This window comes from Fischerella sp. (assembly GCF_013388695.1).
Taxonomy (GTDB): Bacteria; Cyanobacteriota; Cyanobacteriia; order Cyanobacteriales; family Nostocaceae; genus PCC9605.
Map to the genome: position 1 here is coordinate 1 of NZ_JACAEU010000010.1, position 17,218 is coordinate 17,218.

Sequence of the window (17,218 nt, forward strand, 5' to 3'; positions counted from 1 at the left end):
CGGGTACAAGCGATACCAGCAATTATATGGTATTTTTTCTTTCGGACACCCTGTAAAAATTGCACAGAACCAAAGCCCGTATCTACTAGAACCATTACCTGGAAGTGGAAAGATAGTAAAGTGTACGCCGGATTTTCACCGGACTTTCCCCCTTGCGTCTGATGGCTACTCTCCATCAGAACCGATTGGAGTAACTATATCATTATTGCTAGATTTTGAGCCGCGATTTTTTACCAACACAGCTAGCTGCCGCAGGTTAGCTACAAGTCATCGATCAGGGAAATAAGTATGAATCAGAGCGATCGCCTGATTCATACTTAGTTTCACCAACACCCGCTTTGTTTGTTCGTATTGCATTGACGAATCAAATTCAGGTTTAATGCCTCGGCAACATACGTGCGATCGCTTCAAATTTTTCCACACTATCTTGATCCAGGCTATCGGCAAAGGCTGCAACCACATCTGGATTACCTACTGCCAAGAATTGATGCAATTGCTCATAAGCTTGGAGTATCTGCGCCTCTTGTTGTGATACTAGTGCTTGCCATCTGTAATTCCGACGACTCTCTTTATTGCACACAAGCCAACCTTTTGTAGTCAAACGATTGAGAATAGTTGTCACTGAAGCAGAGGTTAGCCGTCGCTTTGGATCAGCCAAAATACGTTCATGCACATCTTTGACGGTGACGCTACCTAGTTCCCAGATAATGTGCAAAATTTCTTTCTCCAAGAAACCGAGGGAGAGTTTCTGAGGACGATGGTTGGGTAAAGGAGACATTATGTTGCATTAAATTGAAGTGTAGGGAAAGGGTATCAGAATAAAAAATTAGCTATCTCTATCACTAATTGAGATTAAGCTCGCAAAGTACATTAACAGGCTTGAAAGAACACATAAATTAGAAGTTTAACAAATATTTTGGCTAAAAATACTTGCTGTTCAGTTTGAAAAATTGTCTTATTTTTATGAAATTTTTCCGGCAAAGTTTGACATATTATTTTTTGATAAAGCTAATTATTTACTTTCTGGAGTGACTGCAAATAATAGCTAGTAACCACCAGTTATTTACATTGTTCTAGGAATTACTAGTTGAAGAAAAAAAGATTCCTCTTGATAACATTTATAACTTTGTTGAGCTAGGGAAAAAAGTCCGCTACTGTTAGATAAGAGTAATTTCAGAAAAAGATGAGAGTTGTTGGCGTAAATTATTGAGGGCATCTTTAGAGCGCAACCCATTCCCCATCGCCGACTTTGACTCATGCCTGTTCGGCTGTTACGAAACAGCGCACCAAGCGCTGAATGCTGGAGTTGAGGAAGCACAAAAGAGAGCATCCGACTTTGGCGAAAACATCAAATATATTTTTTCTTAACTAATGACTAATGACTAAGCCATAACAGCCATTAGTTGTTCTGGCATTTCAAAATTAGCAGTGACGTTTTGCACATCATCCAAGCTTTCTAGGGTGTCAATCAATTTAAGTAGCGATCGCGCCTGATCTGGATCGCTGACTTCTACATTGTTACCGGGAATCCAGCGCAATTCGGCATCACTCACCTGAAAGCCATTTTCTTTTAGGGTTTGGTTGAGTTTTTCTAAATTTGTCACCTCAGTGAACACCTCAGCAGTTTGATCTTCTGTCATTTCATAAGACTCGGCACCGCCTTCTAGGGATGCTTCTAAAAGCTTTTCTTCGTCTTCTACTTCCTCAACAGTACAAACACCTTTTTGAGCAAACATCCAGCTAACGCATCCTGTTTCGCCAAGATTACCGCCATTTTTACTAAAAGCTGCACGCAAATCAGCTGCTGTACGATTGCGATTATCTGTGAGGGCTTCAATTAAGATCGCAATTCCTCCAGGCCCATAACCTTCATAACGAATTGTTTCCAGTTGAGAACCATCGCCTTCAAAAGTACCTGCACCTTTGGCGATCGCCCTTTCAATATTGTCATTTGGTATGCCAGCTGCTTTTGCCTTTTCTATTGCCGTGCGAAGTTGACAATTCCCTGCTGGATCTGGGATGCCACTTCTGGCAGCAACGATAATCGCACGTGAAAGCTGAGTGAATGTCTTACCCTTTTTTGCATCCACTACTGCTTTCTGGCGTTTAATATTGGCCCATTTACTATGTCCTGCCATACTTTGAATCGGTCAACTCTGTCTGTTCAAAAATTAAGATACATCTATCTCTGGCATAGAGACGCCAAGTTGCTATTCTTTGCGCCCGTATGCGAAAGTTCAAAAAAATCTCTATGATAATTGTGCAACGCTATTTACAAACTACCAAAAAAATTAAAAAGTCAAGAGTCAAGAGTCCAGAGTCAAGAGTTTTTTCACTAATAACCATTGACTATTGACTATTGACTAATAACAGTATCTAAGCTGGGTGTAGTCATATGCTTCATTTCCCAGACTTTGAGCAAAATCAGGTACTCATAGAATGCCTGCAATGTACACCAAGCCAAGCCAGCGCGTCCATCCAAGCAACCACCCAAAATAAAGTACATATACAAAAAACGTAGCAGAGGTCTGGCGGGTAAGCGCAAAGACAAATCTTTCAAAGCGCGGCGACGTTCAACTTCTGAACTACCAAAGAACAAATGCCACCAGTTGACGTTTCCATTTTCTAGTTGATATAGGGTTTCTCTAGCTTCATCGCTGGAATAGCGGTTATGTTTTTCAATCCAGCGGTTCAAACCCTTACTACAAGTGTAGTGAGGATAGGTTTCTTTTAAAAAGCTGGTTGCTCCGTCACAAACTTCTCGTTCTGTATGACCGTAATCTGCAAACCAGACTTTACCGTGACGGAAAAGCCGCAGTTGGTAGCGAGGATATTGGGTACTGCGGCGAATCCAGGTATTCATGAACATGACGCGCTCGGCAACATAGTAGCCGATATAGTTTGGATTGTGAATTGCCTGTTCGCATTCAGCAAACAGTTCTGGCGTCATGCGTTCGTCAGCTTCAAGAATGTAGACCCATTCGTATTTCGGAGGTATATTTTCTAGCATCCAGGTGCGTTGACGACCGTGGCTTTCAAAAGCGTGTTGAACGACGCGGATAGGATAGTGACTGGCAAATTCCACAGTGCGATCGCTACTGCATGAGTCCACAACAATAATGTCATCTGAGAGCATTGCCGACTCAATACAAGCAGATATATCTAGCTCTTCGTTATAAGTCAATATGTAAATTGAGAACATTTCAAACTCATTATAGCATTAATAAATGTTATAAATGATTCTCTAGTCTACGCAAATACCGCATACTTATCTTTAATAAAGCCTAATCCGAAATTTAAAAAATCTCAAATCAAAAATCTAAGGAAACTCTTGTGGGGTGGGCATCTTGCCCGCCCCGCCAAGTGTAAATTAAATGCACAACAGCTTAATTAACTGATAACTGTATTTATGCTTCTGCCTTAAAGTATTAACGTGCAGTAGCTTTGCGGACATTACCTTGTGCAGCACCCATAGTTCTTAATCCTGCCCAGCCGATGATAATGTATCCGATGGACAATAACAAACTGCTCATTCCAATTCGCAGTCCAGATTTCCATGCTCTTTCTTTAGCTTGTTTTTCAGCTTCTTCCTTATCCTGACGAATTTTCTGAAGTCGCTGCTTAGCAACTTGTTCCGGATCGCTTTGCTGAGCAATAAATTTATCTAGTTCTTGGGGATTTCCTTTAGCCTTCTTGAGTAGGTCTTTTACAGCAGGGGGAAGATTAGGGTTATTAAGTGCTTGCTGATATTTCTGCTCATCTTTGAGCAGTTCGCTAAATTGAGCTTTAACTTGGTTTTTCTGTTTTTCTAACTCCACTTTGATTTGTTCGTTACTCAATTGAGCTTGCACTTGTGATAGCTGGTTTTGCAGTTGGGTTTCTGCTTGTTCTGCATCTTTGTTGATTTGCTCTACTCTTTGAACACTAGCTTGGCGTACATTGTTGAGGTGCAGAGGAAAAATTAGCAAGAACATCAAACCCAAGATACAGGATAATACTAGCCCTGGAAATCTTAAATCTATACCAGACGGGCGACCATCATTAACAGTATCAGCCCAATACCCGCCAAATAACATAGCCAAACCCACCAAGGGCACAATTCCCCGATCAACCAAAGCTGTTGCCAACTCTATTTGCCATAGGCGATTGGTTGGTTGGAAAGGAAACAACAAAATCACGAAGTCAAGCAAAAAGGACAAAATTAAAATTATCCCGACCACCTTCAGTGTACGGGCAGCAGTAACAGCAGCAAAATTGTTATTCATACATCATCTCGTACTCAGTAAGAATGAGTGACTATTCTATGTCAAATTTCTTGAACGTTCCAATTTCTGAGGGATTGTTGAAAACCCAGAGTTTTGGGTGATTAATTATTTTTCTTGTCTTTGTCAATACACCACGGTAACACTTACGGTTACTAGTGTCTTCCGGAAACCCTTAGTGTTAGTTGATACTATATGTGTAGGTAGGGAGAGTAGATACTAGAGCATCGATTCAACATTCATGAATTCTTGGTGCGGTAAGACAAGGGAGAAGGGGAAGAAGACGCGGGGACGCGGAGAGTGGGAGACGCGCTTAATATGAATAAAAGGCTCTCCTTGTCCTCCTTTTCTTCTCTTCCAATTTGAAGATTACTGAATTGGTGTTCTAGCCCTTTGGTGGTGCAATCCTAAACAATAAATTTTCTTGGTGTCTTGGTGTCTTTGTGGTGAAAAAATAAATTTTCTTGAACCACCAAGACACTAAGACACCAAGTCGAATCAGGAAAAACCTAGAGGCTGGATAATTGACAACCAACGACCAACAATCAACTTTGTCTCATCTCTACTCCCCACCAATAGCTTTTTCCCAAATAAGCAGATCCTCTGGACGGTCAACATCGGCTAATGTCGGCAAGTAAACTATTGATAAATTAAGTTGATGAGCAATGTCTACAGTTTGTTGCAATACTTGAGCAGTTCCCCAATTTATGTTAATGAATAATTCTGGAACAAGACGCCGCAAACCAATCAAGTAATAACCACCATCAATTGCTGGGCCAAGCACAAGGTCACATTTCTGGAGTTCTACAAAGGCTTTTGCGAGAATCTGAGCATTGACACCAGGGCAATCAGTGCCGATAATGACTACATATTGTGCGCCTGCAACAAAAGCATTCAAGAGCGATCGCTCCATCCGCTTCCCTAAATCCCCTTCACCCTGAGACTGATAAACTAAATCAGTCCCCAGCCAATTTTGCATCAGTTCAATATTGCCACCAGCAAACCGCACTTCTACAGAAACAGCAGTTGTCTTTTGCAATTGTTGAACCTGAAATAGCGTATGTTCAGTCATTTGGCGCTGGAGTTCAGCAGCACTTTCAGTTCCCAAAACAGCTATGAGTCGGGTTTTTGTCTTGCCTGGTTCCGGATAGCGAGTAAAAATAATCAGGTGCTGTTTCGCGATCTCTGGTGATTTCAGCACGTAATTTCTTGTGTAAATTCAACCAATAAATAATATCTTAATAGCAGTATTTATCGTTGTTGTTGGCTTGGGTATGCTCTTTTCCCATTCGCATCGCCCCTAAAATCGTCGAAACGTAGACACAACGTTTAGCTTTGCCACCGTTTTGACTGTACAAGGTTATCTGTCCTAGTGCTTGTAGAGATGTATGGAGACATTCATTTCCAACTTCATAAACGGGACAACCTTGGTAGTTAAAAATCACTCGCCAAGCTTGCTGTGAAGATTGCTTTCGTAAAGTTGTCTCGTATTTACCTTTGTTGTTTTGCTCTTGATCGATGCGAATATTTTTATCAAGGTTATGCCATAGATTATCGTTGGCACTGACACTATCAGGAATGAATTTACCTGCTTCAGCTTGATGAACTGTCCACTTAACGATACCGTTTTGTTCACGAAAGCTAGCTTGCCAGTTCAATTTTTCCTTTTTAGCTTGGCTTTGGGCTTGGCGCATAGCGCTGTAGACTTCACTTTGAGCAGCGTTGAGGCGTTGAATGTCTACAAAAGTTAGCCAGTTAGGTAGGGCGATCGCTGTTAATATACCAATTGCTAAAATCACTACCAGCGTCTCCAGCAGCGTGAAGCCGCTAAGAGAGCTATTTTTCAAAAAAATTTTTGCATAATTAGACATATAAAAACACACCAGAATATCTATTTTTATTTACTGGTATGCTTTCGATTGTCCGGATATTTATGAATTCTTCAGTTTCTTCGTTTTCGTCTTTATAGCAGTTAATAATTCTGTCGATAAAGTAGAGGGTAATATCACGATCAAGGCTATTTTAAATAAGAGTTTTAGCGTTAATTTTTTATGATGTAATCTTGAATGATCGTTGATGAAATATTTCCATAAAAATCTAGCCGCCGCTAAACCTTTTTGTCGATTGAATGGCTTCTCCATTGCTTTACAAGTCAGGTATTTGTACAGGTTAGTAAGGCTCTGTTTGCGAAGATGTTGTAAATCTTTTGAACTAACATTATACGCTTTATCAAGTACTTTCAGGCAGGCTTTTTCTTGTCTGGCAAGATTAGAAGACAGGGAATTAGAACTTTTTCGATATAGTATCTGAACTTTAGGTACAGCAACGAAACTGAATTCTCTTGCTAATCGCAGCCACATATCCCAATCCTGACCGGCACTCAAGTTTTCATCAAATCCACCTAATTTAATTAGAGCCTCTTTACGAATCAAAGGATTAGAACCATTCTCTAAAAAATTGTTCACTAATAGCTGTTCATACACATCTCCATTTGCATTAATATGTGTGCCTGCAAGCAAGAATTCACCTTTCTCATCTATATAATCAGTCCAACTATAAGCAACACTTGTTTGAGGGTTTTCTTGCAATGCCTTCATCTGACTAGCAAGTTTATCAGATGTCCATAAGTCATCTGCATCTAAGAAACTAATAAATTCTCCAGTTGCATGAGTCAGACCAATATTACGGCTAACATTTGCCCCCTGGTGAGGATAGGAAAATACTTTTATCCTAAGGTCATGAAATTGGGAAACTATATCTAATGTTGAGTCAGATGAGCCATCGTTAATTACAATTAACTCATAGTCTGTCAAAGTTTGTTCCAAAACCGATTCTATTGTATTTTTAATAGTCTTCTCGCTATTGTAAGTTGGGATAATTATAGAAATAAGTGGCATGATAATAATTAGAAGAGTGTTCCAGCATCATTTACAAGTACCAAGGTGAATCAAATCGAAGTTAAAATAGTAATAAATGACGCCAATATTTTTAGAATATTAAACTTTCAAGAATGACTTGCTCACTTCCATATCAGTGTTTTTAAAAAATAAAAAGGACTTAGCATACTACTCAAGTAAAATTCCATTTCCACAAGTGCGATCGCATCATTTCGTAATTGCCTCCTATACTTAATAATATGTTGTAATAATCGACGCAAGTTACCCAGAATAATTCTAAGGAAGATTATTGGTTTTTGCCAGTTTTGAGCATTGATCAAGCGCAGATGACAAATACACAAACCACAACCACGAGCTAAAGATAGTAAATAATAGTTTTTTAATCGCCAATGTGGAATCTGATGATAAGTATGCATGGCTGGATTGTACCAAATTTCCCAGCCTGCCTTGTGTATATAAAGCAATGGTTCATAATCATCACCCTGCACCATTTTCCCTGGAACTTTTCCGGTTAAAAAGGGACGACTAGGAACGCGATCGCGCCATATTTTTCTACGAATAACAATCGCTGCTGCTGGAGGAAGACTTAAATTTATTGGATCGTATAAATTTGGTTTGTCTCCACGTTCTCTGATAGCCAAAAAGCTTTGGATTCTGGCAAAATTTTCTGGTGGCTGGATTTCAAAATCACCGTGTATTTGACCACCAAAAGCTCCGGCGTAAGGATATTCTTTAGCAAAAGCAACAGCTTGTGCAATCCAATCAGATGCAGGTAGATTATCGTCATCTAAAAACCCAATCAGCTCACCTTTTGCTTCACTTACAGCACGTAATCTGGCAAAGGCGGCTCCTTGTTTGGTTTCCAGAAAATACCTTAACTGACAATTAATCTGCCAATTACTTTGGTAATGACGAATCACTGCGGCTGTGTTGTCGGTGCTATTATTATCAACAATAATAATTTCCCATTTTAAGTCTTCTACTCCAGTTTGTGAACATAATTTTTCCAAGAGACGAGGTAATAATTTTCCACCGTTATATGTAGGGATTGCTAAAGTAAAATCTAAGGATTGACTCTCAATCAAATCTAAAACTCGATTATTAATCATATTTAAACTACTGATTGATACTATGTATTGATTGTTGATTTTCTTTAAAAATAATTTAACCTTTTTGTCATAAGATAGAAAGGACTGAACAAACTATTAACTAAAAGTTCCATTTCACAGGAAACAATTAAATCGCTTTGAATAGAAATTCTATACTTAAGTAAAATAAGTGTAATTTTGCGTAAGTCATTAATAAAATATCCCAAACTCGCTATGGGTCTTAACCAAGGTTGCGTTCTGAGCATACGCAGGTGATGACGACTTAAGCCAACACAGCGAAATAAACGAATTAAGTATTCTCTTTGTAAACGCCACGCTGGAATTTGATGGTAAATATGCATTTCTGGGTTATACCAAATTTCCCAACCACCCAACTGGATATGTAGCACTGCTTCTAAATCTTCACTTGCTAACAGTGCTTCTCTACCCTTGTGATTTAAAAAAAGACATTTAGGAACTGTTTGACACCAAGCTTGTTTACGAACGACCAAGCCAGCTCCTGGAGGTAATATCTTTAATTGTGGTTCGTATCTATGAGGTTCTGTACCCCGTTCAGTGATGGCTAAAAAACAAGCTATCTTCTCAAAGTTTTCTGGAGGTTCAACTTCAAAATCACCGTGAACTTGGCTACCATATGCTCCTACATGAGGATGCGCTTGCCCAAATGCATACGCTGCTGCCACCCAGTTGGATGCTGGATAATTATCATCATCAAGAAAACCTATAAGTTTACCCTTAGCTTCCTCCACTGCTCGCTGTCTGGCGTATGCTGCTCCTTGTTGAGCTTCAAAGCAGTACTTTAAAGAATAAGGGCATTGCCAATTTATTTGATAAGTCTTAACAACATCTGCTGTACGATCGGTGCTGTTATTATCTACAATAATAATTTCCCAAGAAAGATGTTCGGTATGAATTTGATTTTGCAATAGCTCTAATAGTCTTGGCAAGCGACTTTCACCGTTATAAGTTGGTATGGCTACGGTAAAATCTAGGTATTCTTCATTCATAATCAAATTTATTTATTATTTTTTGAGATAAAAAGTAATCAAATACTTAGTAGCTAACACATCCTCAAAATTGTGATAGTTACCAAAAATAAAACTGTACCTAGTAAATCCAGTTTGCTTTCTGAGTGCGATTTTATCTTCAGTATTTATATTGAATTTTGAGTAAAATCGTACAGAAACTATTCACATTCTTTATCTTTTGCTGTACGCATTCCACCAATGAGAGTATCTAAAATCACGCATCGTCTGACATTTGTAGCTTCATAACTTCCGGTTTTAGGAATAGCAACAGCGATTTTGAAGCCAAGTTGATCTGAGGAACCACCAGCAGTTCCCAGATTCACATCAGGAAGAGTTCCCATGTAATCAAAAGTAATAGTCCCACTTCCTGATTTTTGATAATCGACTTTTGTAGAGGCTTTTTTGTTAGCACTACTGCCGTCTCCCTGAAATTTAGTGTCAAGGTTAGTATACAAAGCAATTTGACCTGATTTAAATCCCATATCTTCGCCTAAATTCTTCCATCCAGAAGCAGGTGGAATCTTGCCATTATGAATTAATATTTTGGGAATTCCGTCTTCATGTTTAAGACTCACACTATAGCTTAATTTTTTCTTCTTAGCTTCTCGCTGGGCTTCTTGAAGTGCTGCAAAAACAGCGTCGTTAGCTTTATTTACTCTCTGTCTGTTAACAAAGGCCAACCAAGTAGGACTAACTATTGCTGCTAAAATCCCTACCATTAGTACCACAACAATCATCTCTATTAAGGTATAGCCTGCATTCTTTTGTCGATGGATGAAGACATAACAGATAGTTTTTAGTTGTAGATGTTTTAATCTTTTTATTAGTTTCTGTGAATAATAGTTTTGTGACATCATTAACTTGCTTATGCTTTTTATACTGATTAATTTTGAATAAATATTTATCAATTGAAGACCTACTTAGTGAAGATAAAACTACGTCCTTCAATCCTGACTTTTGCATATGGGAAATAAGTCAATTTGCTGGAGTTATAAATTATTTTATTTTCATCATTGTTGAGACGAGCTAGAGCATTACCACGTAAATAAATCTCAGCAATACTTTTATTACTAGAACTTACCGACTGTACGCAAGCATAGAAGCCTGTCCTCTTAGTTGAAGTACTACTGGTAAGACTGGATGGCACAACGGCAAAGCCTGAAGGGCAAGTCGCATCTGGTGCTTTTTGTGTCGTTGTGGTTTGGTCAATAAAATCAACTAAAACAATTGGTTTTTGAGTGTAATCTTGATCTTTTAATTTTGTCCAGCCATTCATCTTTTCTTGTATTGTTTTACCATTTTGTGATAAATCCAATGGTTGAAAACCAACATCAGGACAGAGGCTAAACTTACTAGTAGTATCGTATGTTTTAGTACAAGTATTGCCATTACTATTGAGATAGCCGTCTTTAATTTGAAATCTGGCAATGCGTGCTGCTTTAGACCAATTATCGTTATTATCTTTGATTAAATAGTAGGCAACTAATGAATAAACAAAGGCGTCGTCTTTAAAATTTATCTCTTTTCCGCCGCTATCTTTTGTTTTGGTAATAGCCGCTTCTGGAGCAAATTCTCGCTTCCAAAAGACAAGTACTGGCTCTCCATCTGTTACAGATGGAAGTTGAGATTTGATAGCATCCACACCAGTTGCATCGTAGATATAAAAAGCCTGTTGTAAATCGCGAGTGATAAAATCAGCAGCAGCTTGAATTTCTTGTTCAGAGTTTACCTTCGCTTGCTCTTGGCGATCGCTATCTAAAATGTTGAGCATAAATCCTAGCAAAGGCGTGATGACAAGGACTGCCAAGATCATCGCCACTAGTAATTCAATCAGTGTGAAGCCGCTATTATTCTTGTGCTGCTTCCATATTTTTAGCTGAGTACTTAACACCCATCTCAGTGTATTCATTATGCTTTCATTGCTCCTCTAATTATTTGCAACCACCAAGTCTTTGGCATAAAGAGCTATAGGAGGTTTGACCTTTGGCGATTTCAGTAGTCATCTCTAGTAGTGGTGCTTTACGATCGCCTATTCCACCCGTGAAAGTAGCTTGTTTAGTACTCTTTTTCAAAGCAGCACTACCTTTAAAACCATCTGCTCTGTAAATACGTAAAGTTAAGTTATAGCCGTTGTTAGCCTCAGAAGATTGGGAGTTATATCGAAAAGCTTGAATTACCAAATCTTTGGCACTAGTATCCGTACACTTGTTATCAGCATCGCCATCCACACAGTACAAATCTTTTTTCGAACAATAGTCATTTGCTGTGTTGCACGTTAAACTTCCTGCGGTCGGAACACTATATTGATCTGGAGTAGTAGTGATAGGGTTCGTGGCAGGTGGATCGGCAATGGTATTTGATTTCACACCATCAACATATGTTTTCGCTGCTATGGTTGCGAGTTCTACTCTTCTGGATTGCACGCGAGTTGCAGTTGAGAGAACAAGTACAGGTGCGATCGCTGCTAGTAAAATTGCTGCTACAAGTAGTGCTACCAGCGATTCAACAATCGTAAAACCAGCATCACAAGAATGAGGAAGTCGTTTTTGCAATACGTGCAGTTTCATGATCATTTTCTCCTTGCAGTTGGTGAGCAAAGCTGGAATTTATGTTTGCAGAGGTGGACTTTACTCCAGACTTGCAACTATAGAGGTTTCCGACCTGGTGAGGTACGTTTTCAAAACTACTAACCTTGGTAAAAAAGATTTAGGTGTACCTCAGTTGCTTAATAAACGCTATATCAGAGAAAGAACTCAATTTGGAGTCACTGGACAAGTACTGGGACGTTCAGACGCAGGTAGCGCATATTTAGTACTTGTTGTAGTGGTAGTTTTGTTAGTTGAGTCGTAGATTTTGATATTGAATCCAGTATCAAAGCTGTTTTTCGATGTATCGTCTTCTTCTGTTTCTTGAACTGCACATAGCAAGGTTTGTACCCAGCGATCGTCCCGAGGAACTTCTCTATAGTATTCGTTAGGTGGATCTGTATTAGGGATTACAAAACGCTGGGCGAACAAGTCAGGGTTTTGAGATAGTAATGCTACATCAAAACCCCAATTTCGTTTAGGAGCCATGTAGAAAGGGGCTTCCCCATATCCAGTACTATCGGTGTTGTAATAAACTCCTTGTCTTTCAGAAAACAGACTTTTGACATTAGGATTATCGTTAGCACCAGGTCTGGTAAATACTTGGAAAGGAGCTGTTGCAAAAATACTACGTTTAAACTGAATGAATGAACCTGTAATATTTGCGTTGATTGGATCGCTTGCACCACTAGCACCGCCATTATCCCAGCTTTCTATGAAGCGGACGAAATTATGCAAACCGCCGTTGTTTTCATAATATGGGTTGCTTGTATTTCCTACACGGGTAGGTGTATCACCCGCAGCAATAACCAAATTAAATGTAGTCTCTGTAGCTTTTGCCAGCCATCTGGTATATTTCACTCTATCTTTTTTGCTTTGGGGCTTCAAATCAGTACCTAACTCAACCAAGTTGAGATAAGTAGTAGTGTCTTTTATATCTTTATTAGGATTTTTGTTCAGTACGTGGATCTGCAAGATTGGTTCTAACAACGGTTGGTGTTTTGCGTCTGCACCAGTGGGAAAGCTGTAAAAAAGACGAGTCGTGTTAGTGTATACTTTCTGAGTTGGTGGATTAGCTGTATCAGATGAATTGACTGTAGTAAACCACAAAGCATTGTTTGCTTTATCAGGTGGAAATCCTGAACTATCAATCTTACTACTCTTGATTCCCAGAGCGATGGGAGGATTGGTAATATTATTTGGATCTATCACATTGTCGTATGTATCAACCAATTCACCACTGGAATTACGTTTAAACGCAACCCGACGGGGGTATCGCTCATAACCTGTTGCAGATGAGGCTGTAGTACCAGCCATCAGTTTATTGCGCTCTGCACCTAGTGGTAGTTCCCATGAATGCTTGCTTAAATCACCATCATAGCCAACCACCCAATCTTCTGGTTTTGTACATTCCGATACAGGTATCTTGAGACACATTTCCATAACATACTCTGGAAAGCTAACTCGTCGCTGAATCGGTGTGACAAAGTTGTTGAAATAAGAACTGTTGGGCGGAGAGCCACTACTGCCAGAATAGTCAGCGTCTGTAAAATTTCTAGAGGTAACAAAGTTATTATCCCAGAAGCCGTTTTTCAGTCGAGTACTACTCACATCAGCTGCATCGCTGGTATCTGTCTGGTTATTCCGCAGGTCATAATCACCATCATCACGAAAACCTTCCTGGAAATTATTAGAAAGCACAGTGACAGCATCAGCAAGCACTGATGCAGGTCGCCAGGTTTCGCCGGTGCTACACTTTGGAAGCCTGGGGTCTTTAGGACGACAAGCAAAGTCTGGATCGCGGTCAGAACGGGTGTAAAATTTAATATTGGGATCTGTGCCTGTTGTCCAATCGTCTGGAGAACTCAAAAAATCGCTTCCTTTGAATTCTTGCTTGGTGTGTAGGTTAAAATCGCCTTTGATATATGCGGGCAAGTCTGTTGCTAAAATTAAGCCTTTTTCCTCTGGTCTGTAATCATTTTCACGACTGATGTCTTTGCCATTAATCAACATAATGGCGTTGGGGCGACGGTTTGGGTCTAGCTTGTAGTCAGTGGCGCTGACGTTAGAACTACTTGGATCGCTGCGATCTGCTCGTGCATCATCACGGGAGGCGTAGATAATTCCACTGTTTGGTAGTAGGTACTCTTTAGACCAAGTACCAGTGATTGATTTTTTACGTAGCTTGTCTAAATCAATGACAGTGGCGCGAATTTCTAAGGGCTGACGCTGTTCGATTTCGAGATCGTATTTTCCTGTAGGTGTACCTTTATCAATGGCTTTTATTTGTCTAGCGTCAAGAAAAGCTGTTTCTTTGATTGCATCATTGGGAATGACACTGCTATTAGTACTAAGAGTACCATCAGCAATTTGTATGGCGCAGATGCTGGAGTCAAGTGCAGACTGTTCTGACAAAGTCAGAGGTTTAGTTGTGGCCTTTTTCAGGGCTTGTCGCAGCAGTGGATTGACAAACTGACCATTGGGAAAGACTAAGTTTGCTTGATACTTCAAACGCTCTATCAAAGAGACACCTGTATTTGTGACATCCTCAGCGCCAGAAGCTATGGTAAATAGTCCATCGCTATTTGTAGTTTGACCCCTGGTGATATCTTTGGCTGTAGTGCTAGAAACAGCGTAACTCACACCGTTGTTAGAGTGAGTACCAGCATTCACCTGTGCCATTGTGCCATTGACAATCGTGTTTGCGTTGGTTGGGTTATAGTAACTACTAACGCAAGCAATGGGCGTTTGGGTATCTGTTGCTTTTGTTTGAGGGGTATAGGGATCGTCATTGTAGTGATAAACCGCAGTAGCACGCATCACTAAATGACCACGCGATGTATTGCTTGGGTTGCTTGGATCGGGAACGAGCATAGGCATAGCATCCGACCAAACTACAGGAGCTTTGTCTTCTTTTTCTGGTGTATTGGGATTATCTGCAGGCTGCGGGGGTAGTGGTAATAAAGATCCCATGCTCATATATACACCCGCACCAGTTATAACACGGAGACCACCCACAACATCAAGATTGTCAGCGCGGGGTGAAGCGGCTGCGTTTTCCCAAAAACCGTCACGTCCTGTTACACCCAAGTCAGCTAATTGTTTCACGCGAGTGGTGCGGGTACGAGTTTTTTTGCTGCTATTCCACTTCACACCAGTGATTTCTTGGGGGTTATTCTCTCCTACAAACTCTTGTTTTGTGTTATCCCATCTGAGTTCAGGGAGGTTGTTACCTGCCAGTATGCGATCGCCTATCTCATTTTCTTTGACAGGAGTTGTTTCTACTACCTCAGGATCTGTAGCAGGTAAGTTTGTTGTTTTTAATGTCAAAGTAGTGTTGGTATCTGTAGGATATATCCATGCATCTGGTGGTCGCAGCTTATTATTACTATTATTATTACTATCGGTAATATCAGTTCCTTGCAGAACATTCGTTTCATCGTAGCTACCAATACCAGATGTTCCAAAAGGTACTTCATTAAATGGTACACGTCTGGTACGCTTGCGGAAGTAAATTTCTAATTCTTCCCGTCGAACTTTATCAGGGTCTAAGTTAGGGTCACTAGCTATGCGTCTGGCTATACTATCTTTGACTTCTTGGGGGTCATAATCCTTATTTCTAGCAAATTGAGCTTTTACCAATAAGTCTATACGTTCAGCGTAAGCTTGACTGTTATAGGCAACTTGGTTTGGGCCATTTGTATTGGATGATGCATGTTTTGATTCAAGCTGTTTTTTAGTTGGTAAATTATTTTCATCAAATAGATCTATTTCAGTTGGACTTTTATAATTATTAGAACCTGCTATAGCAGAGTTAGTAGCAACATTACCTCCAACAATAATTTTGCTATTTTCTCGCTCATAGTAACAGGATTTAAAACTGCTGACTTGAAATAACCTGATATCTTGAAAACTTTCCCCCGTGAAGAAATTACTATTAGTGAATATACGTCCATTCAAATAAAATTGTGGGCCAGGTGTGATATCTAAGTCGTCCTCATACACTACAGCGTTATTCGTAATAGGCAACTGAATTCGATCTTGTTGCATTTCTATGGCTGAAAAGCCTCTGTTTCCTTTAAATTCTTCATAGCTGTCACCCAAACTACCTTTATTTGTTATAGGAACAGTGACTGCGTAGACAAAAAAGCTTTTCTTCAATTCACCTGTAGGTGTTTTATACCAGCCAGAACTACCTACCAAGCTGGCGCTAGTTTCACCTGCAGCATCACAAGCATTGCTTGATAAAGGTGCTGTTCGTCCATCAAGAGGACTGCGTTGGCGGGCAGGGTTAGCACCAATATAAGGTGGATTTCGGAAGTAAACAGCGTAGAGGGTAAAGCTATCAAATTTGCCATTATTATCGGTATCAACAGGAAATTTCCAAGCTGTCTGTAGTATTTCTTTTTCTTCTAAAGTTCCACTTGTAGGTGATTCAATGTCTTTATCTTTGTCCAGGTCATAAGCTAAAGTCAGGGGAGTTTCATCGCCCAAAGTGTAGACATTTCGCTTAGAAAATAAGGTGTTATAAAGTGTAGCATTAGATGGAACAGCTCTCGGCAATGTTGGATCGGCAAATAATTCGCTAATTTTCGCTTTAGCACGTTCTAAAGCAGGAGTAGCAGCTTTAAGAACTACTTCATTCACACGGACATTACTAGCATTTTTGGAACGTTCAAATGACCTAAATAAAATTGCTGTGGTTAACAGCACAACTACTAGTGACACCATTGCCACCGTTGGTAATACGAAACCGGAGTTAACCCAATCTGTTTGCCTTCTAGTAAGAAAGTATATTCTGACGAACCACAACAATTGCTCTTTAATTGTTGATTGCGATTGCTGGCAAAGTGTTTGACAATATTTTCTGATTACCTTGACTAATTTGCTATTTAGGTACATAGCCACTTCCTCGTCAAGTATTTGTGAACAAGTTTTGAAATTTCTGATGTTATTGAAAAAATGACTGACCCAGGATTTGCATGTCAGTTTTCAAATTAATTGAATGTGGCGATCGCATATCTTTTGAATACAAAAACAAGCGCTATCTACACAATCAATTCCTACCAATAGTTATATTTTTTGTGAATTTATTAGACTTTCCGGTAAATCTTTCATTACCTCTGAAACTATTAATTTATAGCCTACAAAGGATAGTAACGCCATAATTTCGCAAGCAATCAGTAGAAACAATTGTTTAGTCATATGTGAAATCTTAAAAGTGGTTATGAGTAGAGTAAGCTTATAGTACCCACTTAGTTTGAGAAACTTATCATACTCAAAAAGATATTAAATACTTAAAAGCCCCTCCATGTGGAGAGGCTGCATACTTATATT

13 protein-coding genes are annotated in these 17,218 nt (G+C 39.6%); all 13 read right to left on the minus strand.

Annotated elements, in window-relative coordinates; genetic code table 11:
• Positions 1 to 376 precede the first annotated feature (376 nt).
• Complete coding sequence (locus HXY43_RS01440; protein ID WP_290879029.1) at positions 377 to 778, minus strand: BlaI/MecI/CopY family transcriptional regulator; 402 nt, start codon at positions 776 to 778, stop codon at positions 377 to 379.
• A gap of 604 nt (positions 779 to 1,382) precedes the next feature.
• Positions 1,383 to 2,138, minus strand: a complete 756-nt coding sequence (locus HXY43_RS01445; protein ID WP_290879031.1) for a YebC/PmpR family DNA-binding transcriptional regulator — start codon at positions 2,136 to 2,138, stop codon at positions 1,383 to 1,385.
• Between the two features lie 218 nt (positions 2,139 to 2,356).
• Entirely contained in the window at positions 2,357 to 3,202 is an 846-nt protein-coding gene (locus HXY43_RS01450) for a glycosyltransferase family 2 protein (protein ID WP_290879033.1), read from the minus strand.
• Between the two features lie 226 nt (positions 3,203 to 3,428).
• Positions 3,429 to 4,265, minus strand: a complete 837-nt coding sequence (locus HXY43_RS01455; RefSeq protein WP_290879036.1) for an HpsJ family protein — start codon at positions 4,263 to 4,265, stop codon at positions 3,429 to 3,431.
• Positions 4,266 to 4,824: 559 nt separating this feature from the next.
• Positions 4,825 to 5,463 (minus strand): TIGR04282 family arsenosugar biosynthesis glycosyltransferase, encoded by a 639-nt coding sequence (locus HXY43_RS01460; RefSeq protein WP_290879039.1) that lies wholly within the window; start codon positions 5,461 to 5,463, stop codon positions 4,825 to 4,827.
• 37 nt (positions 5,464 to 5,500) lie between these two features.
• Positions 5,501 to 6,133, minus strand: coding sequence for a Tfp pilus assembly protein FimT/FimU (locus HXY43_RS01465; protein WP_290879041.1), 633 nt, complete (start codon positions 6,131 to 6,133; stop codon positions 5,501 to 5,503).
• 60 nt (positions 6,134 to 6,193) lie between these two features.
• A complete protein-coding gene (locus HXY43_RS01470) occupies positions 6,194 to 7,159 on the minus strand; it encodes a glycosyltransferase (RefSeq protein ID WP_290879044.1) in 966 nt (321 codons plus the stop codon).
• Between the two features lie 122 nt (positions 7,160 to 7,281).
• Positions 7,282 to 8,268, minus strand: a complete 987-nt coding sequence (hpsE, locus tag HXY43_RS01475) for a hormogonium polysaccharide biosynthesis glycosyltransferase HpsE (RefSeq protein ID WP_290879046.1) — start codon at positions 8,266 to 8,268, stop codon at positions 7,282 to 7,284.
• 44 nt (positions 8,269 to 8,312) lie between these two features.
• On the minus strand, positions 8,313 to 9,275 hold the full coding sequence (hpsE, locus tag HXY43_RS01480; RefSeq protein ID WP_290879049.1) for a hormogonium polysaccharide biosynthesis glycosyltransferase HpsE: 963 nt from the start codon (positions 9,273 to 9,275) through the stop codon (positions 8,313 to 8,315).
• Positions 9,276 to 9,454: 179 nt separating this feature from the next.
• Positions 9,455 to 10,204 carry a Tfp pilus assembly protein FimT/FimU gene (locus tag HXY43_RS01485; protein ID WP_290879053.1) on the minus strand — a complete coding sequence of 250 codons (750 nt, stop codon included), beginning with the start codon at positions 10,202 to 10,204 and terminating at the stop codon, positions 9,455 to 9,457.
• 8 nt (positions 10,205 to 10,212) lie between these two features.
• Positions 10,213 to 11,205 carry a hormogonium polysaccharide secretion pseudopilin HpsC gene (hpsC, locus tag HXY43_RS01490; RefSeq protein WP_290879056.1) on the minus strand — a complete coding sequence of 331 codons (993 nt, stop codon included), beginning with the start codon at positions 11,203 to 11,205 and terminating at the stop codon, positions 10,213 to 10,215.
• 22 nt (positions 11,206 to 11,227) lie between these two features.
• Positions 11,228 to 11,863 carry a hormogonium polysaccharide secretion pseudopilin HpsB gene (gene hpsB, locus HXY43_RS01495; RefSeq protein ID WP_290879057.1) on the minus strand — a complete coding sequence of 212 codons (636 nt, stop codon included), beginning with the start codon at positions 11,861 to 11,863 and terminating at the stop codon, positions 11,228 to 11,230.
• 186 nt (positions 11,864 to 12,049) lie between these two features.
• On the minus strand, positions 12,050 to 16,783 hold the full coding sequence (hpsA, locus tag HXY43_RS01500) for a hormogonium polysaccharide biosynthesis protein HpsA (RefSeq protein WP_290879059.1): 4,734 nt from the start codon (positions 16,781 to 16,783) through the stop codon (positions 12,050 to 12,052).
• Between the last annotated feature and the right edge of the window lie 435 nt (positions 16,784 to 17,218).

Coding starts and splice junctions, on each gene's coding strand:
- hpsC (WP_290879056.1), bottom strand. CDS start 11,205: ATGAATACACTGAGATGGGTGTTAAGTACTCAGCTAAAAATATGGAAG.
- hpsB (WP_290879057.1), bottom strand. CDS start 11,863: ATGAAACTGCACGTATTGCAAAAACGACTTCCTCATTCTTGTGATGCT.
- hpsE (WP_290879046.1), bottom strand. CDS start 8,268: ATGATTAATAATCGAGTTTTAGATTTGATTGAGAGTCAATCCTTAGAT.
- HXY43_RS01465 (WP_290879041.1), bottom strand. CDS start 6,133: ATGTCTAATTATGCAAAAATTTTTTTGAAAAATAGCTCTCTTAGCGGC.
- hpsE (WP_290879049.1), bottom strand. CDS start 9,275: ATGAATGAAGAATACCTAGATTTTACCGTAGCCATACCAACTTATAAC.
- HXY43_RS01470 (WP_290879044.1), bottom strand. CDS start 7,159: ATGCCACTTATTTCTATAATTATCCCAACTTACAATAGCGAGAAGACT.
- HXY43_RS01455 (WP_290879036.1), bottom strand. CDS start 4,265: ATGAATAACAATTTTGCTGCTGTTACTGCTGCCCGTACACTGAAGGTG.
- hpsA (WP_290879059.1), bottom strand. CDS start 16,783: ATGTACCTAAATAGCAAATTAGTCAAGGTAATCAGAAAATATTGTCAA.
- HXY43_RS01440 (WP_290879029.1), bottom strand. CDS start 778: ATGTCTCCTTTACCCAACCATCGTCCTCAGAAACTCTCCCTCGGTTTC.
- HXY43_RS01445 (WP_290879031.1), bottom strand. CDS start 2,138: ATGGCAGGACATAGTAAATGGGCCAATATTAAACGCCAGAAAGCAGTA.
- HXY43_RS01450 (WP_290879033.1), bottom strand. CDS start 3,202: ATGTTCTCAATTTACATATTGACTTATAACGAAGAGCTAGATATATCT.